The organism is Corynebacterium maris DSM 45190 (genome assembly GCF_000442645.1).
In the GTDB taxonomy this organism is placed as follows: domain Bacteria; phylum Actinomycetota; class Actinomycetes; order Mycobacteriales; family Mycobacteriaceae; genus Corynebacterium; species Corynebacterium maris.
Genome location: NC_021915.1, coordinates 2,393,488 through 2,414,214 on the forward strand (window position 1 = coordinate 2,393,488; position 20,727 = coordinate 2,414,214).

20 protein-coding genes and 1 tRNA gene are annotated in these 20,727 nt (G+C 67.3%); 6 read left to right on the forward strand and 15 right to left on the reverse strand.

Going from position 1 to position 20,727, the window contains the following annotated elements; all coding sequences use genetic code 11:
• Nucleotides 1-18 precede the first annotated feature (18 nt).
• The 8 genes from B841_RS11160 to purD form a co-directional block, all read right to left on the reverse strand.
• Nucleotides 19-513: a glutathione peroxidase gene (locus tag B841_RS11160; protein WP_041631885.1), complete on the reverse strand. Its 495-nt coding sequence runs from the start codon at nt 511-513 to the stop codon at nt 19-21.
• A 9-nt stretch (nt 514-522) separates the two neighbouring features.
• Entirely contained in the window at nt 523-1,206 is a 684-nt protein-coding gene (locus B841_RS11165) for a DUF2334 domain-containing protein (RefSeq protein ID WP_020935598.1), read from the reverse strand.
• A 38-nt stretch (nt 1,207-1,244) separates the two neighbouring features.
• Nucleotides 1,245-3,386: a S9 family peptidase gene (locus B841_RS11170; protein ID WP_084482041.1), complete on the reverse strand. Its 2,142-nt coding sequence runs from the start codon at nt 3,384-3,386 to the stop codon at nt 1,245-1,247.
• Nucleotide 3,387: 1 nt separating this feature from the next.
• Nucleotides 3,388-4,365, reverse strand: coding sequence for an HNH endonuclease signature motif containing protein (locus B841_RS13455; protein ID WP_052337767.1), 978 nt, complete (start codon nt 4,363-4,365; stop codon nt 3,388-3,390).
• A 93-nt stretch (nt 4,366-4,458) separates the two neighbouring features.
• The gene (locus tag B841_RS11180) at nt 4,459-5,340 is read right to left on the reverse strand and encodes a phosphoribosylaminoimidazolesuccinocarboxamide synthase (protein WP_020935601.1); all 882 of its coding nucleotides are present in this window, start codon (nt 5,338-5,340) and stop codon (nt 4,459-4,461) included.
• A gap of 44 nt (nt 5,341-5,384) precedes the next feature.
• A complete protein-coding gene (gene purB / locus B841_RS11185; protein WP_020935602.1) occupies nt 5,385-6,815 on the reverse strand; it encodes an adenylosuccinate lyase in 1,431 nt (476 codons plus the stop codon).
• A gap of 37 nt (nt 6,816-6,852) precedes the next feature.
• Complete coding sequence (locus tag B841_RS11190) at nt 6,853-7,968, reverse strand: pyridoxal phosphate-dependent aminotransferase (RefSeq protein WP_041632347.1); 1,116 nt, start codon at nt 7,966-7,968, stop codon at nt 6,853-6,855.
• Between the two features lie 84 nt (nt 7,969-8,052).
• A complete protein-coding gene (gene purD, locus B841_RS11195) occupies nt 8,053-9,339 on the reverse strand; it encodes a phosphoribosylamine--glycine ligase (protein ID WP_020935604.1) in 1,287 nt (428 codons plus the stop codon).
• 79 nt (nt 9,340-9,418) lie between these two features.
• Here purD and B841_RS11200 point away from each other — a divergent pair, with 79 nt between their 5' ends.
• A complete protein-coding gene (locus B841_RS11200; protein ID WP_020935605.1) occupies nt 9,419-9,844 on the forward strand; it encodes an HIT family protein in 426 nt (141 codons plus the stop codon).
• Complete coding sequence (locus B841_RS11205; protein WP_020935606.1) at nt 9,845-10,495, forward strand: alpha/beta fold hydrolase; 651 nt, start codon at nt 9,845-9,847, stop codon at nt 10,493-10,495. It abuts the gene before it with no gap.
• On the opposite strand, the gene B841_RS11210 is transcribed toward B841_RS11205, so the two are convergent.
• From B841_RS11210 to B841_RS11240, 7 genes are all read right to left on the reverse strand, one after another.
• Entirely contained in the window at nt 10,492-12,051 is a 1,560-nt protein-coding gene (locus B841_RS11210; RefSeq protein ID WP_020935607.1) for a sensor histidine kinase, read from the reverse strand. The genes B841_RS11205 and B841_RS11210 overlap by 4 nt on opposite strands.
• 6 nt (nt 12,052-12,057) lie before the next feature.
• The gene (locus B841_RS11215) at nt 12,058-12,774 is read right to left on the reverse strand and encodes a response regulator transcription factor (RefSeq protein ID WP_020935608.1); all 717 of its coding nucleotides are present in this window, start codon (nt 12,772-12,774) and stop codon (nt 12,058-12,060) included.
• A gap of 103 nt (nt 12,775-12,877) precedes the next feature.
• Nucleotides 12,878-13,882 (reverse strand): glycoside hydrolase family 16 protein, encoded by a 1,005-nt coding sequence (locus B841_RS11220; protein WP_020935609.1) that lies wholly within the window; start codon nt 13,880-13,882, stop codon nt 12,878-12,880.
• A 94-nt stretch (nt 13,883-13,976) separates the two neighbouring features.
• On the reverse strand, nt 13,977-14,711 hold the full coding sequence (locus tag B841_RS11225) for a MerR family transcriptional regulator (protein WP_020935610.1): 735 nt from the start codon (nt 14,709-14,711) through the stop codon (nt 13,977-13,979).
• 65 nt (nt 14,712-14,776) lie between these two features.
• Nucleotides 14,777-15,319 (reverse strand): hypothetical protein, encoded by a 543-nt coding sequence (locus B841_RS11230; RefSeq protein WP_020935611.1) that lies wholly within the window; start codon nt 15,317-15,319, stop codon nt 14,777-14,779.
• Between the two features lie 145 nt (nt 15,320-15,464).
• Nucleotides 15,465-15,537: transfer RNA gene (locus B841_RS11235), tRNA-Thr, on the reverse strand.
• A gap of 84 nt (nt 15,538-15,621) precedes the next feature.
• Nucleotides 15,622-16,584: a diaminopimelate dehydrogenase gene (locus tag B841_RS11240; protein WP_020935612.1), complete on the reverse strand. Its 963-nt coding sequence runs from the start codon at nt 16,582-16,584 to the stop codon at nt 15,622-15,624.
• Nucleotides 16,585-16,812: 228 nt separating this feature from the next.
• Between B841_RS11240 and thrE the strand changes: the two genes are divergently transcribed.
• The 4 genes from thrE to B841_RS11260 all read left to right on the forward strand — a co-directional run bounded on the left by thrE (nt 16,813) and on the right by B841_RS11260 (nt 20,724).
• Nucleotides 16,813-18,291, forward strand: coding sequence for a threonine/serine exporter ThrE (gene thrE, locus B841_RS11245; RefSeq protein ID WP_020935613.1), 1,479 nt, complete (start codon nt 16,813-16,815; stop codon nt 18,289-18,291).
• Between the two features lie 78 nt (nt 18,292-18,369).
• On the forward strand, nt 18,370-18,735 hold the full coding sequence (locus B841_RS11250) for a hypothetical protein (RefSeq protein WP_041632350.1): 366 nt from the start codon (nt 18,370-18,372) through the stop codon (nt 18,733-18,735).
• Nucleotides 18,736-18,745: 10 nt separating this feature from the next.
• Nucleotides 18,746-20,221, forward strand: coding sequence for an alpha,alpha-trehalose-phosphate synthase (UDP-forming) (locus B841_RS11255; protein WP_041632351.1), 1,476 nt, complete (start codon nt 18,746-18,748; stop codon nt 20,219-20,221).
• Nucleotides 20,218-20,724, forward strand: a complete 507-nt coding sequence (locus B841_RS11260; protein WP_020935616.1) for a hypothetical protein — start codon at nt 20,218-20,220, stop codon at nt 20,722-20,724. Before B841_RS11255 ends, B841_RS11260 begins: the two co-directional genes overlap by 4 nt.
• Nucleotides 20,725-20,727 lie beyond the last annotated feature (3 nt).

Below are 20,727 nucleotides of genomic sequence, written 5' to 3' on the forward strand. Positions count from 1 at the left end.
TTTTCCGTCGTGGCCCGCTTAAGCCGGCAGGTTCTCCTCGATGCACTCGACCACGGACGCGTCCTGCGGCTCGACAACTGGGCGCACTCGGCCGACCACGGCGCCGTCGACGTCGATGAGGAACTTCTCGAAGTTCCACGCCACGTCCCCCGCCTGCCCCTCAGCGTCCTCGGCGGCCTTCAGCTCTTCATACAGCGGGTGCGTTCCCTCGCCGTTGACCTCGAGCTTCGCCAGCAGCGGGAAGTCCACGCCGAAGTTGAGGGAGCAGAACTCCGCGATGTCCTCGTCGGAACCGGGCTCCTGCCCCTTGAACTGGTTGCACGGGGCCCCGACGACGGTGAAGCCACGCTCGCCATAGGCGTCCTGCAGCCACTGAAGCCCGCTGTACTGGGAGGTGTAGCCACATTTTGAGGCGGTGTTGACCAGCAGCACGAGCTTGCCCGGCGCGATCTCGTCGAGGGTGGTGGAGGTGCCGTTATTAAGGGTCACAGGGATGTCACGAAGAGTTGTCATACCGACAGGTTACGCGGAAACGAAGAGTCTGTAGTCAGAAGGTGTAGATCCACGTTCCCGGGCCATCGTCGCCGCCCGCAGAAAGTCGCGGACCGTCTTGCCGTCGACGATGTTGCGGCCGGAGATCGACAGTCGGACGGTGTTGCCTTTCGACGCTCCCCGGTCCGCCGCCTTGATCAGCGAGGTGCGCCACCATTTCGCCGAGCCGAACCCCTCGCCGACGGAGAGGTTGCGGGCCTGGAGAAACGAACCGTCGACAAGCTTATGGACCCCGCGCGTCGAACACGCCACAGTAAACCCGAATTCGGGCAACACCGCCAACGTCCCCGGCGACAACCGCCACCGCGGCGGGGCGAAGACGTCCGGGTCAAAGCCGACCCGCGTCATCTGCCTCGTCGCCCCCTGCAACCGCAACCGCGCCTCATGCTCGCCCAAGTTCGCGAACTCCGCCCGACGACCTTGCACGGCTTGGTCGAAACCGTTGAGGATGATCGCCCGGCCTTCCTCCTTCTGGCCGAGCAACCACTCGAGCGTCTCCGGGTCCTTCGACAGGCGCCAATCACTGTCGATGCGCGGGGCCACCAACAACGACACGGGAATGCCCTCGGCGTCGAGGGTGCGCACCAGTTTCTGCACCCCCGGCCGAGTCTCCGCGAAAATGCTCGAAATCGAGACAAGCAGATGGCCAGACATGCAGGCGATTATCCCACGAAACCCGGCCTCCCGCCCGACTATCGGGTGACGGCGCCGCCCGTCGCCTTATCGACGGTCCACGCGTACTCGAACGCCGTCTGACGCCACTTGCTGTACCGGCCCGACACCCCGCCGTGGCCGGCCGACATCTCCGTCTTGAGCAGGAACTGCCCACCCGTGGCTTTGTCCCGCAGCGCCGCGATCCACTTCGCCGGCTCCACGTACAACACGCGCGTGTCGTTGAGGCTGGTGACCGCCAGGATGTCCGGGTAGTTTTGGGCCGCGACGTTCTCGTAACCGGAGTAGGAGGCCATGTAATCGTAGACCTCCGGATCTTCGTAAGGGTTGCCCCACTCGTCCCATTCGGTGACCGTCAACGGCAGCTCCGGCATGAGCATCGACGTCAACGAGTCGACGAAAGGCACGATCGCCTGAATGCCGGCGAACTTCTCCGGCGCCATGTTCGCCACCGCGCCCACGAGCATGCCTCCCGCCGACCCGCCCTCGGCGACGATCTTGTCGTAGGAGGTCAGTCCCCTGTCGACGAGGTCATCCGCCACGTCGATGAAGTCGGTGAAGGTGTTCTTCTTCTTGAGGATCTTGCCGTCGTCGTACCAGCGCCGGCCCATCTCCCCGCCGCCGCGCACATGCGCCACCGCAAAAATCAGGCCGCGGTCCATCAGTGACAGCCGCGCGATCGAAAAGCCCGGGTCCGTCGAGGACTCATACGATCCGTAGGCGTAGAGCAGCGTCGGCTGCGGGGTGGACGTGTCGAGGTCAGCGCGGTGGACGACCGAGACAGGGATCCGGGTGCCGTCCTGCGCGGTGGTCCACAACCGGTAGGCGGTGTAGTCGTTGCGGTCATAACCGCCGAGGACCTCCTGCTCCTTGAGCAGGGTGCGCTCGCCGGTCGCCACCCGGTAATCAAACAGCTGCGTGGGCTGGGTGAAGGAAACGTAGCTGACGCGGATGACCGGCGCGTCCCACTCGGGCTGACCGCCGGCGCCGACGGTGTAGAGCTCCTCGTCGAAGTCGAGTTCCTCGAAGGACCCGTACCCGTCGGCGCCGAGGCGCATGATGGCGAGGCGGCCGATGGCGCCGCGTCGATAAGCCGCGACGATGTGGCCCTGGTAGGTGTCGACCCCTTCGACGCGCACCTGTTCGTCGTGCGGCAGCAGGGGGTTGAGCTCGCGCAGGGGCGGAAGCTCCTCGACGCCCGTCTCCCCCACCGCAAAGTTCTTCCCCGTCGCGTTGTGCGTGACGATCCACCGATCCTGCCCGGCGACCTCCGCGTGATCCACCGAATATTCGACGTCGTGCTCCCTCGGCCACAACACCGTGAACTCACCTTCCGGGTTCGTGGTGTCCAGCACCCACGTCTCGGTGGTGATCTTCGACGCGGACTCGATCATCAGGTACTTGCGGCTGCGGGTGCCGCCCGCGCCGACGGTGAACCGCTCGTCCTCCTCCCGGTAGACCAACACGTCCTCGGACTCCGGGGCGCCGATCTTGTGGCGCCACACCGAATCCGGGCGCCAGGCCTCGTCGACGCGCTGGTAGAAGATGTAGTCCTCGTCGACCCAGGTGGCGCCGTAGAAGACGCCGGTGAGACGGTCGTCGAGAAGCTCGCCGGTCTCCAAGTCCTTGACGAACAGATCGAAGCGCTCGTCGCCTTCGGTGTCAATGGAGTACGCGAGATAGCGGCCCGAATCCGTCACCGTCGACGCGCCGAGAGAGAAGAACTCGTGCCCCTCGGCGAGTTCGTTGAGGTCGAGGATAATCTGCTCGCCGTCCGGCACGCCTCCCTCGGGAATTGTCGGTGGCGTCCAGGGGTCGGAGCCCTCTTCGACGGGCAGGCGGCAGGAGTAGCCGTAGTTCTTGCCCTCTTCGGTGCGTCCGTAGTACCACCAGTCGCCGGCCCGGACCGGGATGGACATGTCGGTCTGTTTCACCCGGGAGGTGATCTCGTTGTAGATGTTGTCGGCGAGATCCTTCAAGTGGGCGGTCTGTGCTTCGGTGTAGGCGTTTTCCGCCTCGAGGTAGTCGATGGTCTCGGGTGAGTCTTTGTCGCGCAGCCATTCGTAGTCGTCGACGAAATCGCGACCGTGGAAACTCCGGGTGACGGGCTTCTTGGTCGCGATCGGGGGCTGTGCAGGAGTGTGTTCAGGCATGCGCGCCATGCTACCGGCGGGCGGCCAGCGCTCTGGCGGAGAGGTTCTTGATGGGGTGGGTGTTGCGTCTGGTCACCCCGTCGGGGCCGTGGTGGACGACGTCGCCGCCCTCGCGTTCGACGCGGCCGTTACGCGGCGGGGCGTTGGGGTCGTCGTCGTTGTCGCCGTTGTGTTTGCGGCAGAGTTTCGCCAGGTTCCGGATGTTGGTGTGTCCGCCTGCGCGCCAGGCCGCGATGTGGTGGTCTTGGGCTTGGTCGGCGGCGGTGGTGCAGCCGGGCCAGTCGCAGAGGATGGCTTCGGCGGCCAGGAGGGCGGATTGTTTGGCGTTGGATTGGCGTCGGGAGCCATAGAGGTTGATGGGCCCGGTGCAGGGGTCGTAGAGGCCGACGAGGTGGAAGTCGTCCATGAGTCGGCTGACGAGTTCGGCGCCGGTGATGGTGGTGCCGTCGGTCAGCGCGAAGACGCTTTCGTCGCCGTCGTCGCGGAGGAGTGTGGCCCAGTCGGGCAGGCCGATGACGACGTGCGGGGTGAGCTTTTCTTGTGGTTGGCCGTGGCCGGCGAGCAGGGCGTCGAACATGGCCTGCTCGTAACTCAGGCGCGGGTTGTCCCTGCGGAGTCGGCGGGCGGCCTTCTCGATCGCCGCGAGGGTGGCGGCGATGACGCGTTCGGGGCCGGTGACGGTGAAGGTGCGGCAGCCACGGGCGTCGGTGTTTTTGCCGCCTTTGAGGCTGCGGCGGGCGTGCGCGCGGGCTTCGGCGTTGTCGACGGCGCGGTTGAGTTCGCGGACGCGGGCGGCGGCGACGGCGTCGGCTTGGGCGCGTCGTCGGCGGGTGGGGCCAAAGAAGACGTCGGCGAGCCGCAGCCAGCGACCGGCGGTGGAGCCGGCCAGCCCCAGGGCCGTCAGCTCGGTTTTCGGCATGCGGTGCACGGCTTCGAGCAGTCCCATGCCCTGGGACTGCACGGCGCGCAGCATGTCGATGAGGTTCATGGCCGCCACGCTATCGACGGGGCTCCCCAGCCAAAGACAGAACCACCCGGGGCTGTGGATAACTCAGCTCACCGGGCGGTTGTCCACAGGAGGTTAGATGTGATCGCTGAATTTCTGGCCGGAGAGTTTCTCGTAGGCCTCGATGTAGCGTTCGCGAGTGGCCTCGACGACGTCGGCCGGCAGGGCGGGCGGGGTGTCGTCGGAGGCTTTGTCCCAGCCGGAGTCGTCGCTGGTGAGCCAGTTGCGCACGTACTGCTTGTCGTAGCTGGGTTGGACTTTGCCCACGGTGTAGGAGTCGGCGGGCCAGTAGCGCGAGGAGTCGGGGGTGAGCACTTCGTCGGCGAGCACGAGGCGCTCGTCGGCGTCGAGGCCGAACTCGAATTTGGTGTCGGCGAGGATGATGCCCTTTTCTTCGGCCAGGGCGGCGGCACGGGAGTAGATCGACAGGGTCGCGTCCCGCAGTTCTTCGGCGCGCTCGGCGCCGAGCTTCTCGACGACGACGTCGAAGCTGACGTTTTCATCGTGGTCGCCCTGTTCCGCCTTGGTGGCGGGGGTGAAGATGGGCGGCTCCAGGCGGGAGGCCTCGGTGAGGCCGTCGGGAAGCGGGATGCCGCAGACGGTGCCGGTGTCGCGGTATTCGACGAGTCCGGAGCCGGTGAGGTAACCGCGGGCGACGGCTTCGAAGGGCAGCATCTTCAGCCGCTTGACCACCAGTGCCCGGCCGAGGACCTCGGCGGGGATGCGTTCGTCGTCGAGGGGGCCGGCGAGGTGGTTGGGGAAGTCGATGGCGTCGAAGAAGAAGACGCTCATGGCGGTGAGCACGCGCCCCTTGTCGGGGATCGCGGGTTCGAGGACGTGGTCGTAGGCGGAGATGCGGTCGGTCGCCACCATCAGGAGGTGGTCGTCGTCGATCTCGTAGAGTTCGCGGACTTTGCCCGCGGACAGGTGGGTGTAGTCAGACAGCTCGGGGCGCATGGGCAGCATTTTAGCCTGCCGATGCGCCCCGTCGGTGAGCGGGCCTAGAGGATGTCGCCCGGGGTGTAGGCGGCGGCCTCCGGGTGCTCGGCGGCGAGTTCTTCGATGCGGGTGATGACCCGGCCGGTCTGGGATTCGGCGGCGCCGATGAAGGCGTGGCGGTCCTCGAGCGCGGCCTCGAGCTGGGCTTGGTCGAGGGGGAAGCGCGCGTCGGCGGCCAACCGCTCGACGAGGTCTTGTCCGCCGCCGTGCTCGCGCATGTTCAGGGCGACGGCGACGGCATGTTCCTTGATGATCTCGTGGGCTTCTTCGCGGCCCTGGCCGGCGCGGACGGCGGCCATGAGCAGGCGGGTCGTGGCCAGGAACGGCAGGTAGCGTTCGAGTTCGCGGTCGATCATGGCGGGGAAGGCACCGAATTCGTCGAGGACGGTGAGGAAGGTCTCGAACATGCCGTCGAGGGTGAAGAAGGCGTCGGGCAGGGCGACGCGGCGGACGACGGAGCAGAAGACGTCACCTTCGTTCCACTGCTGGCCGGCGAGGTCGGCGACCATGGTGAGGTGGCCGCGGAGGATGACCTGCATGCCGCCGACGCGTTCGCAGGAGCGGGCGTTCATCTTGTGCGGCATCGCCGAGGAGCCGACCTGGCCTTCTTTGAAGCCTTCGGTGACGGTTTCGTTGCCGGCCATCAGGCGGATGGTGGTGGCCAGCGAGGAGGGGCCGGCGCCGAGCTGGACGAGCGCGGAGACGGCGTCGAAGTCCAGGGAGCGGGGGTAGATCTGGCCGACGGAGTCGAAGAGGCGGTTGAAGCCCAGGAAATCGGCGATGGAGCGCTCGAGGGAGATGAGTTTGTTTTCGTCGCCGCCGAGGAGGTCGAGCATGTCCTGGGAGGTGCCCATGGGGCCCTTGACGCCGCGCAGGGGGTAGCGGCCGAGGAGGTTTTCGACGCGTTCGAGGGCGACGAGCATTTCGTCGCCGGCGGAGGCGAAGCGCTTGCCCAGGGTGGTGGCTTGGGCGGCGACGTTGTGGGAGCGCCCGGCCATGACCTGGGATTGGTAGCGGGCGGCGATCTCGCCGATGCGGGCGAGCACGGCGACGGCCTTGGCGTGCACCAGCTCCAGGGAGCGGTGGATCTGCAGCTGCTCGACGTTTTCCGTCAGGTCGCGGCTGGTCATGCCCTTGTGGATGTGCTCGTGTCCGGCGAGGGCGTTGAATTCCTCGATGCGGGCCTTGACGTCGTGGCGCGTGATTTTTTCGCGCTCGGTGATGGAGTCGACGTCGACGTCGTCGATGACGGCCTCGTAGGCCGCGACCGCGGCGTCGGGGATGTCGACGCCCAGTTGTTTCTGGGCTTTCATCACCGCGATCCAGAGTTCCCGTTCCATGATGATCTTGGATTCGGGGCTCCAGACGTCGGCCATTTCGAGGGACGCGTATCGGGACGCGAGGACGTTTACGATCTTCTTTTTCTCAGCCACGCCCCTGATTATGGCACGCGCCTGGGGAAAGGGGCAGTCACCTGCCCAGGTGTTCGCGGAGGCGGCGTCCGGCTTCGCGGGCGTCGGCGGCGGGCCCGCACAACGACAGCCGCACCCAGCCGGCGCCGTCGACGGGGTCGAAGTCGACGCCTGGGGCGACGGCGACGCCGATCTCGTCGACGAGTTCGCGTGCCCAAGTTTCGGAGTCGTCGGTCAGCGAGGAGACGTCGACCCACAGGTAGAGCCCGCCGTCGGGTTCGGCGTAGTTGTCCAGGCCCAGGGCGGCGAGTTCTTCGAGCAGGGCGGCGCGGGTGTCACGGTAGTCGTCGATGTGGCCGTCGAGTTCGGCGCGGGCGGCGTCGGTGAAGGCGGCGCGTCCGGCGACCTGGGAGATGGCGGGGGCGCATAAGGCGACGGAGGCCTGGAGGTTTTCGATGGTTTCGACGAGATCCTCGGGGACGATGAGCCAGCCGACGCGCCAGCCGGTCATGGAGAAGTATTTGGACAAGGTGCCCACGACGATGGCCCGATCCGAGAATTCCCGGGCGGTCGCGGTGGGCGGGCCGAAGCTCATCCCGTGGTAGTCCTCGTCGGAGATCAGCGTGGCTCCGTTGTCTTCGCACCAGGCGGCGATGCGCGCCAGTTCCGCGGGGTCGATGATGGTGCCGGTGGGGTTGCCGGGGCTGGTGATCAGCACGGCGGTGGGTTTGTCCTCGGCGGGCAGGGCGTCGAGCATCGCGGCGGTGGGCTGGAAGTTCGTCTCCGCGCCACACACCAGGTCGACGACCTCGGCGCCGAGGGCCTTGAGGATGTTGCGGTAGGCGGGGTAGCCGGGCCGCGGCAGGGCGACTGTGTCGCCGACCTCGAGCAGGGCGGTGAAGGCGGCGACGAAGCCGCCGGAGGAGCCGGTGGTGACGATGACGTGGTCGGCGGACGTCGTCACGCCGTAGGTGTCGGAGTGCCAGGCGGCGATGGCTTCGCGCAGCGCCCGGTCGCCGACGACTTCGGTGTAGCCCAGCGGGGAGGCGTAGAGCGCGTCGGCGGCGGCGTCGAGGACGACTTTCGGCGCGCCGGTGGCGGGCTGTCCGGCGCACAGCATGATGGTGTCCTGGCCGGCTTGGGTGCGGCGGGCGACCAGGTCCAGCATCTTCATGACCCGGAACGGTTCGACCACCCCTCTGGCTGCGACGAGGTGGGCGGGGTGGGGGCGTTCCGGGGTGTTCATTAAGGTCACGACCTACTGTTCTGGGATGGTGATGCGCCCTTCGGTCGCCGGGCCGGCGATGTCGGTGCGGTACAGGGCTCCGTCGAAGTCGATCTTATCGACGCGCGCGTAGGCCTCCCGGCGGGCTTCGGCCAAGGTCGGGCCGACGCCGAGGACGTTGAGGACGCGGCCGCCGGCGGAGACGTACCCGCCGGCGTCGTCACGCGTGGTTCCGGCGTGCAGGACGACGGCCGGGTCGTCGAGTCCTTCGCCGCCGAGGGCGACGCCGGTCTGCGGATCCGCGGGGTAGCCGGCGGCGGCCAGCACCACGGTCAGGGCGTAGCCGTCCTCCCACTCCAGCGGCTCGAGCTGGTCCAGGGTGCCGGAGGCCACCGCGTCGAGCACCCCGCCCAGCGGGGTCTTCAGCAGCGCGAGCACCGGCTGGGTCTCCGGGTCGCCGAAGCGGGCGTTGAACTCGATGACCTCCGGGCCGTTGACCGTCCACGCCAGGCCCGCGTACATCAGTCCCGAGTACGGGGTGCCGCGGCGCACCATTTCCTTGGCCACGGGTTCGCACACCTCCGTGACGATGCGTTGCACCCCGTCCACGGGCAGCCACGGCAGCGGCGTGTAGGCGCCCATGCCGCCGGTGTTGGGGCCCTCGTCGCCGTCGAAGGCGCGCTTGTGGTCCTGGGCCGGCAGCAGCGGGACGACGGTCTCGCCGTCGACGAGGCAGAACAGGGACACCTCCGGGCCGTCGAGGAATTCTTCGAGCAGCACCGGGTTCGTCGCGGCGTGCACGGCGTCGATGTGCTGGCGGGCGGCCATCCGGTCCTCGGTGACCACCACGCCCTTGCCGCCGGCCAGGCCGTCGTCCTTGACCACCCAGCGCGGGCCGAACTTGTCCAGCGCCGCGTCGATGGCTTCTTCCGTGGCGCCCGGCATGAGCTGTTCGGCGGCGGCGGTGCGCACGCCGGCCGCGGCCATGACGTCCTTGGCGAACTGCTTGGAGCCCTCCAGCTGGGCGGCCTCCTTGCCGGGGCCGAAGACCTTGATTCCGGCCGCGCGCAGGTCGTCCGCCACGCCGGCGACCAGCGGGATTTCCGGTCCGATGATCACCAGGTCGGCGGCGATCTCTTGCGCCAGGGCGACCATGGCGGGGCCGTCGTCGACCGCGCCGGCGTCGGCGTGGACGGTGGCCACCGTCTCCATTCCCGCGTTGCCCGGGACTACGTGCAGATCAGAGACAGTGTCGTCGGCGGCCAGGCCGGTGAGCAGGGCGTGTTCACGGCCGCCCGAACCAATCACGAGGATGCGCATGCCTTCATCGTAGCGGGCGGCGCTCCCGCCTCAGCGTGCAGCGCCCCAGGGGCGGCGTCAGCGGGGTAGGATAGTGGGCATGAGTACCGTCTTCACGAAGATCATCGAGGGCGATCTGCCCGGCCGCTTTGTCTACCGCGACGACAACGTCGTCGCCTTCCTCTCGATCGAGCCGGTCGAATACGGCCACGTTCTGGTCGTGCCGGTGCAGGAGGTGGACAAGTGGACCGACCTGGACCCGGTGATCTGGACGCAGATGAACGAGGTCGCCCAGCAGATCGGGCGTGCGATCATCGACGTCTTCGGCTCCCAGCGCGCGGGTTACCTCATCGCCGGTTTCGAGGTGCCGCACCTGCACATCCACCTCTTCCCCGCCGACGACATGTCCGGCTACAGCCTGGCGAAGGCCATGCCCGCCGACTCCACCGACCCGGCGAAGATGGACGAGGCCGCCGCCAAGCTGCGCGAGGCCCTCGACTGCGACGACTCCGGCCGCCCCAACTGAGTGGGTCTGCTGTCCTGGCTTCCGCACCGGGGCACGCTGCCCGCCCTGCCCTCCCTGACGGAGATAGCGGCGGGGCCCGGCACGCCGGTCGTCTTCCTACACGGCTTTTTGGCGTCGCCGAATAACTTCGAACTGCCCCTGACCGCGCTGATCCGGGAGGGGATCCCGGTGGCCGCCCCCGCCTACGGCGACGGCGGCACCGCCCGCGTCGACGAGTCCTTCGCCCAGCTGGTGAGCGCCACGCAGGAGCTTCTCGATGCCTCCCCCACCGGCCGCATCGACGTGGTCGGCCATTCCCTCGGCGGGCATCTGGGTCTGCGGCTGGCGCACCATTATTCGCCCGGGACCGTGCGCACGCTGGTCGGCCTCGGCGCCGCCTTCCGCGGGGTGCCCTATCAGGGGCGGCCCTGGTTGTTGCACGCCGCCGGCATCATCGCCGGGCCGGGCGTGGCCGAGATTCTGCGGCCCGAGCCGTGGGAGGCCACCGTCCCCGCGGACACGCGCGTGGTGTCCATCGTCTCCTCCGCGGACCGGGTCGTGCCGGTCAGCTCCGCGCAGCTGGGTGAGCTCGTGCGCATCGACGGGATGATCCACGAGAATCTCCCCCAGGCCACTGGGCCGGTGCTCGAGGCGCTGGACTGGCGCCCCTAGCCGTCGTCGCGGGTCGGGGTCTCCGACCCTTTCGGCTCCTTATTCTTCGCCTTGCCGTTGAAGAGCTTGCCCTTGGGCTTGCCGGGCTTCGGATCTTCCTCCGGCTCCGGGGTCCCGGGCTGTTCCTGCTCGGCCTGGGACAACGTGATCCGGAAAGTGGTGCCCACCCCTTCCTTCGACGCGACCTTGATCGCGCCGTCGTGCTGGCCGATGATCGACCGCACGATACTTAAGCCCAGGCCCGAGCCGCCGCCGGAGCCGCGGTAGCGGGAGGAGTCCGCCCGGTAGAAGCGCTCGAAGATATGCGCGGCGGTGTCCTCGGCCATCCCCTGCCCGTCGTCGATCACGTCGATGAGCACGTGACCGTCCTCGGCGGGGTCGCGGTGCAGCCGCAGCGTGACCGCCGTGCCTTCGCCGCCGTGGCGCAGCCCGTTGGTGATGAGGTTGAGCAGCGCCTGATGCAACCGGTCCGGGTCGCCCTTGACCACGGGCACCTCCGAGGTGTCGTTGACGACCTCGATGGAGCGCTCCGGGAAGGCCGCCCGCGCCGTCGACGCCGCGGACAGCGCGAGTTCCAGCAGATCCACCGTCCGCAGGTTCAACCGGGACCCCTCCGCCCGGGTCAGGGCGAGCAAGTCCTCCACCAGCAGCTTCATGCGGCCGGACTCCTCCTCGATCTTGTCCAGGACCCGGTCGACGTCGTCGGTCGCCCCCGAGCGGTACAACTCCGTGTAACCGCGCACGCTGGTCAGCGGGGTACGCAGCTCGTGGGAGGCGTCGCCGACGAAGCGTCGCATCTGCTCTTCCTTGCTCTGCGCCACCGTCAGCGAGTGCTGGGCGGTTTCCAGGGATTCCTGCAGCCTGCCCAGCATCGAGTTCAGCGCCAACGACAACTGGCCGACCTCCGTGTTCGGCGACCAGGACGGCACGCGGCGACTGAGGTCGCCGCCGGCGATGGCCCGGGCGGTGGACTTGACCTCCCGCAACGGGGCCAGGGCGCGCTGCACGAAGACGGCGCCGATGATGGCCATGAGCACCAGGGCGATGAGGTTGATGAAAATCAGCACCGCGTCCAACCCCGCCAGGACCCGCTTCATCGGGTCCAGCGACTTGGCGACGATGTAGATCATGTTGCCGGAGTTGACGCTGCCGACCGCCCGCCACTGCGTGTTCGTCTCCGCCTCCGGCACCGAATCAATGGTGCGGGGAGGTCCGTTGACCTGCACCTGGCTGAAGTTCGGTCGACTGCGCTCCTCGTTGTGCAGCATGTACATCTCCCGGTCGGTGGTCAACACCAGGACCGAGAAATCCGGGGAGGTGTGCACCGCCCCCGAGCTGTAGAGCTCCGGGTTCTGCGTCCAGCCAGTCAAGGCGGACGCCAGTTCCTCGTCGGCCTGGGAGATCAGGACGGAACGCATCGAATAATGCACCGCGATGGAGCTGCCGAACAGCCCGATCGAGGAGACGATCACGATGATCAACACCAACGACACCCGCAACGACAACGCGCGGGTGGTGTGGGATTGATCGTCCCGACGATCCTCCGGCACCGTCATGCGCACCTACTGACGCGGGGTGCGCAGCACGTAGCCGACGCCGCGCACGGTGTGAATCAGGGGCACGTCGCCGGTGTCGACCTTGCGGCGCAGGTACGAGATGTAGGACTCGACGACGTTGCCGTCGCCGCCGAAGTCGTAGTGCCACACGTTGTCCAGGATCTTCGCCTTGGACAGCACGACCTCGGCGTTGAGCATGAGGTAGCGCAGCAGGTTGAATTCGGTCGGCGACAGGTCGACGATCTCACCGGACTTGGTGACCTCGTGGGTGTCGTCGTTGAGCGTCAGGTCCGCGTACCGGATGGTGGCGTCCTTCTCCTCGTCCTCGGCGACGCGGCCGCGGCGCAGGATGACGCGCAGGCGGGTGATGACCTCCTCCAGGGAGAAGGGTTTGGTCACGTAGTCGTCGGCGCCGATGGTCAGGCCGTGGATGCGGTCTTCGACGGCGTCCTTGGCGGTGAGATAGAGCACCGGACCGTCGAGGCCTTCGTCGCGGAGTTTGCTCAGCAGCTCGAAGCCGTCCATCCCGGGCATCATGACGTCCAGGATGAAGGCGTCGGGGCGGACTTCGCGGGCGAGGGTGATCGCCTCCTGCCCCGAGTTGGCGGAGACGACCTCGAAACCCTGGAATTTCAGGCTCACGTTGAGCAGCTCGACGATATTGGGTTCATCGTCGACGACGAGAATTTTGACCGGGGTGGTGTGTTCGTTCATGTCTTCCATTGTCCACTACTTTCCTCGATGACCCGAACAATCCAACCCCTTCGCCATGCACCCCCACTGCACAGTCACTGAATGCAGGCTGTGAAAAATTTCCGTCACCGCCCTACGAGGAGAAAGATGACAGACGTTCCCCAGGATTCGGCGCCGAAGCGACCTCGGTGAAGGGCGTGCCGTTCACCTCAACGCGGTCGACGGTCATGGTGCGGACCGGGAAATCCTCGTCCGGGGAGGCCGGCTTAGTCCATTCCGCGTTCTCCACCTTCTGGTTCAAAATCAGCTTCCAGTTCTGGTTGAGGATCTCGTCGTAGTCCCACTGCGCGAGGTTGAAGTCGTCGACCTGGGCGTGGCCCAGCACCGTGTCATGGCGCCAGGACTCGCGATCGATGGGCTCGCCGTCGAAGAAGTAGGCCACCTGATCCCGCGTGGTCGACGCCGACCAGGTGTGCGTCTCCCCGGTGATTTCCGGGCCCACCCGCAGCTCACGGGGAGCGTTGTTCGTGCCGTTCTGGCCCAAGGGCCGACATCCGAGATGGGTGTTCGACGGCGACCACACGGAGCGGGCCTCGTGGGAGAAGTGCTCGACCAGGTCGAGTTCGCCGTAGGCCTGCGTCGGGTCCGCGCTGCAGGCGGCGGACTCGTTTTGCATCCAGATTGCGCTGCGTACGCCGCGGGTATCGCCGGTCTCAATGCTGGCGGTCACCGCAACGTCGAACTCCCCGCGGGCGATGTCGGGGCTCTGCAGTCGGCCGGAGGTGAACTTTTCGTATTCATCGTCCGCGCACGGGGCGACGGACGCGTTGTCGTCCGTGAGCAGGTGGTGATTGCTCCGATCGTGCAGGTCAATGTCCTCGTCGACGCAGTGGCGCCGCGTGGTGATGACGAGCTGTCCGTCGACCACCTCGAGCGCGTCTTTGGTGTACAGCGCGTCGTCGTTGTTGTAGTCCGGCTGGTTGAAGATGTTCCACCCGTCGAGGGCCTCCCACGAGTCAAACTCCTCCACCCAGCTGTAGGGCTCATCGAGGTCGGGGCCCTCCGCCGCGAGCGCCGGGGTGGCCAGCAGGCCCATGCCGACGGCGAGACTGCCCGTCACGGCGACGAGACGCGACACTAAGCTTCCTGTACGGCTTTTCATATTATTTCCTTAGGTAATGGGGGCACTTCTTTCGCACCTTACGCCCCATCTGCCACTTCCGACCCTTTGATCACCCCCATTGCACGTCGTCAAGATCTACGCCCTCCCGCCGCGCCTGCCCCTCGACAAGCGCAAGCAGATAACGGGACTGCTCGCGGTACGCGGCGTCGAAACGCTCGTCGCCCACATACATCCGCGCCAGGATCACCTGTCGCGACATCGTCACCTCGTACCAACCCGAAATGCTTTCCCGGTGCGCGGCGACCAGCTCCGCGGCCTCCGCAGAACCGGGGGCGACCCCGCCTTCGGCGGCGTCGACGAGCCGGTCCACGAATTCCTCCTGTCCGCGCCGCACCTTCGTCACCTCGTCGGCGCCCATGTTCGCGGACGCCTCCTGGGACTGCGCCCACTCGGGCGTGTCTCCCCAGCGTCGCCGCGCCTCCTCGAAATGGGAGATTTTGTCGTTTATGTCCATGTCTTTTCCTTCCTGCAGAAGCTCATCGACCGCCCGAATCATCCGGTGCAGTTGACCGATCTTGTCGACGAGCACGCCCCGCTGGCGCCGCAGCTTCTCGGCGGCGGTGCCCGGGGCGTCGATAAGCTCGCCGATCTCCCCCAGCCGCAACCCGGCCTCCCGGTACACGAGGATCTGCAGCGCCCGCTCCATGTCGGCGTCGGTGTAGAGCCGGTGGTCGGCCCACGTGCGCCAGCCCGGGACGAGCAGCCCGACCTGGTCCCAATGACGCAGGGTGCGGGTGGTGACGTTGAGGATCTCGGCGGCCTCGCCAATGCTGTAATCGGTCACGTGGTTCAGTGTGCCGGTTGACGCGGCGGCAAGGGCAAGCCAGCGGCAGGCTTTTCTCGCCGGGGTCACCGGTCGCGGTCTGCGCACCACCGCTCGCCGTACGCGGCGAACTCCTCCGGCGGCCCGTACACCTGGTTGGGCGCCTCGAACATGTCGCGCACGACGACGTCGGGTTCGAGCGATTCAATCTCTCCGACGGTCAGCGACACGCCAGAGATGTATTTCTCGACCGTGAACGGGATGGATGAGCCGCCGTCCACGACGCGTGGCCCGGCGATGACCCATTTATCCTTGTCCAGGGGCAACGCGAGAGGTTCCACGATCTCCCACGGAGCCGGATCAGCCAGGTCAATGACGACGTGTCCGGAGGCGGGTTCCGCCAGCTCCAACGCCCCCAGCGGAGGGTTGTTCGTCCCCGACGGACCGTCGTAAAAGCCTCCGACCAATTCGAGCCGGTCCACCGCGTTGCCCTCGCACACATACAGGTGGACGGTGATGTTTCCGGCGCCGTCCGTGGACATGCCGGAGATGCCCTGCGCCTCGACGTTGAGGTAGTTTCCGCAACCGGCGAGCGCAACCACCGGCAGCAACAGAACGAGACGCTTCATGCGCCCCAGCCTACGAGTGTTCTTCTTTTATCGGCTAGGAAAAGGCGGCTTTCGGGGCGAACACAACCCTGGCGGCAGCACAGTTCCCGAAAGGTGCGAGGGGCGCCCCCACAATGGAAGCGCCCCTTGCGTTCTGCCTACGTTGAGCTGGAGACGAGACTTGAACTCGCAACCTACGCATTACAAGTGCGTTGCGCTGCCAATTGCGCCACTCCAGCGTGACCCGCGACCATAAAGCCACAGGTGCACTTCCCTGATCTTAGCCGAGCTGATGTGACCGGGGAAACCACGGCCCGGGCGGTTTAGACGTCGCGGGCGATGAGCTCGTCGAGCGGCGTCGGGGACAGCAGGTACGGGGCGACCTCGAGGACGGTGAAGGCGCCGGAGACGCCTTGTTCGCGCAGGCGGTGGGCGGCACGCGCGTAGGCGATCTGGGACGCGGCGGTGAAGTCCGGGTTGCGCTCCAGCTTCAGGATGTACTCGATGGTGTGGTTGAAGCCGCCGGTGTCCGCGGCGGTGATCACGTGCCCGCCGTGGGGCATGCCGGTGTGCTCGGCGTCGAAGGTGGCCTCGTCGACGAAGGTGACCTCGACCTGGTAGCCGACGAAGTAGTCCTCCATGGTGCGGATCTCGTGCTCGATGCGCTCGTGGTCGGCTTCGTCGGCGACGATGAAACACTTGCGCACGTGGGCGGACTTGCCGTCCAGGTCGCCGGCCTTGCGCTGGCGGGCCAGCTCGAGGGAGTCCTCGTCCGGCAGGGTGTACTGGACGGCCTTCTGCACGCCGTCGATGCGGCGCACGGCGTTGGAGTGGCCCTGAGACAGGCCCGGCCCCCAGAAGGTGTGCTGTTCGTTGCCCGGCAGCAGCGCGTCGGCGATGGTGCGGTTGAGGGAGAACATGCCTGGGTCCCAGCCGGTGGCGACGATGGCGACGGTGCCGGCTTCCTTGGCGGCGGCGTCCATGTCGGCGCGGTGACGCGGCACGTCGCGGTGGTTGTCGTAGGTGTCGACGGTGTTGGCGTGGCGGGCGAAGCCGACGGCCTGTTCCGGGATGTCAGTGGCGGAGCCGAGGCAGAGCAGGGCGACGTCAAACTTGTCGGTGTGCTCGGCGAAGTCGTCGACCGGCAGGACCGGGGCGTCTGTCTCCAGGGTCTCTCGGCGGGAGAAGACGGCGGCGAGCTCCATGTCGGGCTGCTTGGCCAGCAGCTTCTCGACGGACTTGCCCAGGTTGCCGTAGCCGACGATTGCGGCGCGGATAGTAGCCATTGTGTACCCCTTTGGTGTTGTCGGTGTGTTGGCGGATGACTGACGGGCGCCAGTCTAAATGCATGAATTCGCCTGTAGCGACGATATGACGGATACCACTATGTCTGAAATCTCTCACCCGTGTGCGCCCTGGTCACCGTGGCGCTACCGTGGCTCCGGTAACTTCAGCGGTGGGGAGCGCCAAGCTCCGACGTCCAGGGGCGCAGTGTGGGGAGAGTGTGATTCGCGATGACCAGCTTGTTGGCCAAGATCCGTGGCCGGTGGCGCAACACCGTCCGCATCGCCACGATCGACGCCGCACAGGCCGCCCCGCCGCCGTCGCCGCTGGCGCCGATCGATCTGACGGACTCCAGCCAGGTCACGGGCGTGATGGACATCGCCGCCCGCATCGGCGACATCCTGTTGTCCTCGGGCACCGCGAACCGGGACGCCAAGGCCCAGCTGCATGCGGTGATGAATGCCTGGGGCCTGCACTACGTGCACGTGGACGTGACGAAGACGACGATCACGATGCACGCGTCGATCGGCACGCCGCGTCGGCAGCCGTTGGTCATCTTCCGGGTGATCCGCGGCCTGGACACGGATTTTTCCAAGCTCTCCGAGGTCGACCGGTTGATCCGTTCCATCCAGGCGGGCGCCACCACCCCGGAGGTGGCCGCCAAGATCCTCACCGAGCTGGAAGCCAAGCCCGCCAATTACGGCGCGAAGATGGCCGTGCTCGGGTGGGGGTTGTTCGGCGGCGCGGTGACGCTGACGCTCGGCGGCGACGCGTTGGCGGTGGTCATCGCCGCGATCATGGGCACGGTGATCACCGCCTTGAACACCTATCTGGGGCGCAACGGCCTGCCGGCGTTTTTCCAGCAGATCATCGGCGGCGTCATCGCCACCGTGCCCGCGGCGTTGCTGTACAACTTTGCGGGGTATCTCGGCGTGCCGGTCTCCCCCAGCCAGATCATCGCTTCCGGGATCGTGGTGCTGGTCGCCGGCCTGAGCCTGACGCAATCGCTGCAGGACGGCATCATGGGCGCCTCCGCGACGGGCTCCGCCAGGTTCTTCGAGACGATCCTGATGACAGCGGGCATCGTCGCCGGCGTCGCGATGGGCATTCAGTTGGCGGAGACGCTGGGCTTCGCCCTGCCTCCCCTGGAGACGCAGGCGCCGCCGAACTTCTCGTCCTTGCTGGTGCGCTTGCTGGGCGCGGGGTTGATCTGCACCGGCTTCGCCATCGCCATGTTCGCCGAACGTTCCGCCGTGGTGGTGGCGTTCTTCGCCGCGCTGTTCGGCATGTCCTTCTACTACCTGGTGTTCATCCCTCTCGGCGTGGGCGGGGTGGCGGCGGCGGCGCTGACGGCCACCATCATCGGTCTGTCCGGTGGCCTGTTGTCCCGTCGCTTCCTGATCCCGCCGGTGATCACGACGATTGCGGGCATCACGCCGATGCTGCCGGGGCTCATGCTGTACCGCAGCATGTACGCGCTGGTGCAGGACCAGATGCTCGTGGGCTTCACCAATCTTTTCGTGGCGCTGGCCACGGCGGGGGCGTTGGCGGCGGGCGTGGTGCTCGGCGAGTGGATCGCCCGCCGGATTCGCCGCCCGCGGGTGTTCCGCCCGTACGCGGCGATCAAGGCGGCGCGTCGGCACGCTTTCCAGCCGTTTCCGCGGCCCGGGCGGGCGCCACGCCGGGTGCGCCGGAAGCCGGGGTCGTAGCGTAGAATGGAGAACCTGCCGGGGCCTTCTCACGTGACGGCCCCCTACATCCGTTCAGCCACGCCACAGGAGGATTACGTGCCACCGAAGGTACACGACACCCGCCCCAGCCCCGAGGAAATCGAGGCCATCGAGGCCGAGACCGCACGCAACGCCCGTGCCGTCGTCGCGACCTTCGCGGAAGATTACCTCGACGGCGTCACGTTGATGTCGATGCTCGGGGTGGAGCCCGAGGGTCTGGTCCACAAGAAGGTCCTGGAGGAGCTGCAGCCGGAGGAGCCGGAGGAGCCCGCCAAGAAGACGCCCGCCAAGAAGACGACGAAGAAAACCACGAAGAAAACCACCAAAAAGACGACGAAGAAGACGACCAAGAAGGCCGCCAAGAAGACGCCCGCCAAGAAGACGACGAAGAAAACCACGAAGAAGACGACCGGCGGAGCGTAAGCGCGTGGCTTTGAGCGGTGACAACGATTTCGTGGTGGTGGCCAACCGGCTGCCGGTCGACCTGACGACGGACGCTGACGGCGCCCGCACGTGGACGCCGTCGCCCGGCGGGCTGGTCGCCGCGTTGTCGCCGGTGCTCGAGCGTTTTTCGGGCTGCTGGGTCGGTTGGCCCGGGGTGGCGGACACCGCCCCGGAACCTTTTCGCACGGAATCCGGCGTCCTGTTGCACCCGGTGGAGCTGACCGCGACGGACTACGAGCTGTTCTACGAGGGTTTTTCCAACGCCACGCTGTGGCCGTTGTACCACGACTTGATCGTCACCCCGGTGTACGACCGTGAGTGGTGGGACGCCTACCGCGACGTCAACGAGCGTTTCGCCGCCGCGGTCGCGGAAGTCGCCGCGGAAGGCGCGACCGTGTGGGTGCAGGACTATCAACTGCAGCTCGTGCCGGGCATTCTGCGGCAGACGCGTCCTGACCTGACGATCGGATTTTTCCTGCACATCCCCTTCCCCAGCGCCGACTTGTTCCGCCAGCTGCCGTGGCGGGAGGAGACGGTGCGCGGGTTGCTCGGCGCGGACCTGATCGGCTTCCACCTGGAGTCGAACGTCGCTAATTTCCTGGACTTGGTGCGCAAGGTGGCCGGCCCCGGTGGATCGCACATCGGGCAGCCCGACAGCCTCATTGTGGAAGGCACCCCGGCGACCCGCCGGGTGGGCGCCCGCATCACCGCCGCCGACGGTCGCAGCGTCGGGGTCGGGGCGTTCCCGATCTCCATCGACATGGACTCGTTGGGGGAGAGTGACCCGGCCACCGTCGATAAGCTGCGCGGCGAGATCGGCGACCCGGAGACCGTGCTGCTGGGCGTGGACCGGTTGGACTACACCAAGGGCATTCTGCAGCGGCTGCTCGCTTTCGAGGAGCTGCTGGAAGCCGGCGCGCTGGACCCGGCGGAGGTCGTGCTGGTGCAGGTGGCCACGCCGTCGCGCGAGCGCATCGCCCATTATCAGCACGCCCGTTCGCAGGTGGAGGAGGCCGTCGGCCGGATCAACGGCCGTTTCGCCGCCATCGGCCGACCGGTGGTGCATTATCTGCACCGTTCGCTGCCGAAACAGACGCTGCACCACTACTACGCGCTCGCCGACGTCATGCTGGTCACCCCGTTCAAGGACGGGATGAACCTGGTGGCCAAGGAGTACGTGGCCTGCCACGGCGACGGCTCCGGATCGCTGGTGCTCTCCGAGTTCGCGGGCGCCGCCGCAGAGCTGGACCGGGCGCACCTGTGCAACCCCTTTGACCTGGAGTCGCTCAAGCGCGCGGTTGTCAACGCGGTGCGCGGCCTCGAGCACGATCCGCAGACGCTGCACGAGCGCATGCTCGCGATGCACGAGCAGGTCGCCACCCATGACGTGCGCCTGTGGGCGCGCTCCTTCCTGCGCTGCCTGGGCACGCTTGACGACGCCTCCGTGGACGAGTCGCGCGCATGAGGGCACGGACGATACCGGCCGCGGCGGCCCTGCTGTCCGCCTGCGCGCTGGCCCTGAGCGCCTGCGGCGGCGGTCAGGAAGAACCCCTTCCGGAACCGGTGTCGGTGGCCGGGCCGATGTGGCAGGTCACCGACATCTACACCGCCCCGGGCGAACCGTCGTCGGTCCCGCCGGGTGCCGCGGGCTCCGTGGGGCTGATCTTCGGCTCGGGCAGCGCCACCGGCTCCACCGGGTGCGCGCCGATCCAGGCGCGGGTGGAATATAGCGCGGACGGTGAGCCCGCCACCGTCGACGAGGCCGACGCCGTGACCTTCGACATCGTCGACCTCGGCCCCGTCGACGGCGAGTGCTCGGGTTCCGACGCCTGGTCGCACGGGCACCTGACCGAGCTGATCGTCCCCGGCGCGGAGTTCGACATGTCCCTGACCACCCCGACGGAGCTGGTGCTCACGGCGCGTGAGGAGGCGGTCGACCCGCCGTCGATACGTTTGGTGGCCCTGTAGGTA

Bases quoted from the DNA above. Each gene is read 5' to 3' on its own strand.
- B841_RS13455 (WP_052337767.1), bottom strand. From the start codon at position 4,365: ATGAACCTCATCGACATGCTGCGCGCCGTGCAGTCCCAGGGCATGGGA.
- B841_RS11200 (WP_020935605.1), top strand. From the start codon at position 9,419: ATGAGTACCGTCTTCACGAAGATCATCGAGGGCGATCTGCCCGGCCGC.
- B841_RS11230 (WP_020935611.1), bottom strand. From the start codon at position 15,319: ATGAAGCGTCTCGTTCTGTTGCTGCCGGTGGTTGCGCTCGCCGGTTGC.
- thrE (WP_020935613.1), top strand. From the start codon at position 16,813: ATGACCAGCTTGTTGGCCAAGATCCGTGGCCGGTGGCGCAACACCGTC.
- B841_RS11260 (WP_020935616.1), top strand. From the start codon at position 20,218: ATGAGGGCACGGACGATACCGGCCGCGGCGGCCCTGCTGTCCGCCTGC.
- B841_RS11170 (WP_084482041.1), bottom strand. From the start codon at position 3,386: ATGGCGCGCATGCCTGAACACACTCCTGCACAGCCCCCGATCGCGACC.
- B841_RS11240 (WP_020935612.1), bottom strand. From the start codon at position 16,584: ATGGCTACTATCCGCGCCGCAATCGTCGGCTACGGCAACCTGGGCAAG.
- B841_RS11215 (WP_020935608.1), bottom strand. From the start codon at position 12,774: ATGGAAGACATGAACGAACACACCACCCCGGTCAAAATTCTCGTCGTC.
- B841_RS11180 (WP_020935601.1), bottom strand. From the start codon at position 5,340: ATGCGCCCCGAGCTGTCTGACTACACCCACCTGTCCGCGGGCAAAGTC.
- purD (WP_020935604.1), bottom strand. From the start codon at position 9,339: ATGCGCATCCTCGTGATTGGTTCGGGCGGCCGTGAACACGCCCTGCTC.
- B841_RS11210 (WP_020935607.1), bottom strand. From the start codon at position 12,051: ATGACGGTGCCGGAGGATCGTCGGGACGATCAATCCCACACCACCCGC.
- B841_RS11165 (WP_020935598.1), bottom strand. From the start codon at position 1,206: ATGTCTGGCCATCTGCTTGTCTCGATTTCGAGCATTTTCGCGGAGACT.
- B841_RS11160 (WP_041631885.1), bottom strand. From the start codon at position 513: ATGACAACTCTTCGTGACATCCCTGTGACCCTTAATAACGGCACCTCC.
- B841_RS11190 (WP_041632347.1), bottom strand. From the start codon at position 7,968: ATGAAGATGCTGGACCTGGTCGCCCGCCGCACCCAAGCCGGCCAGGAC.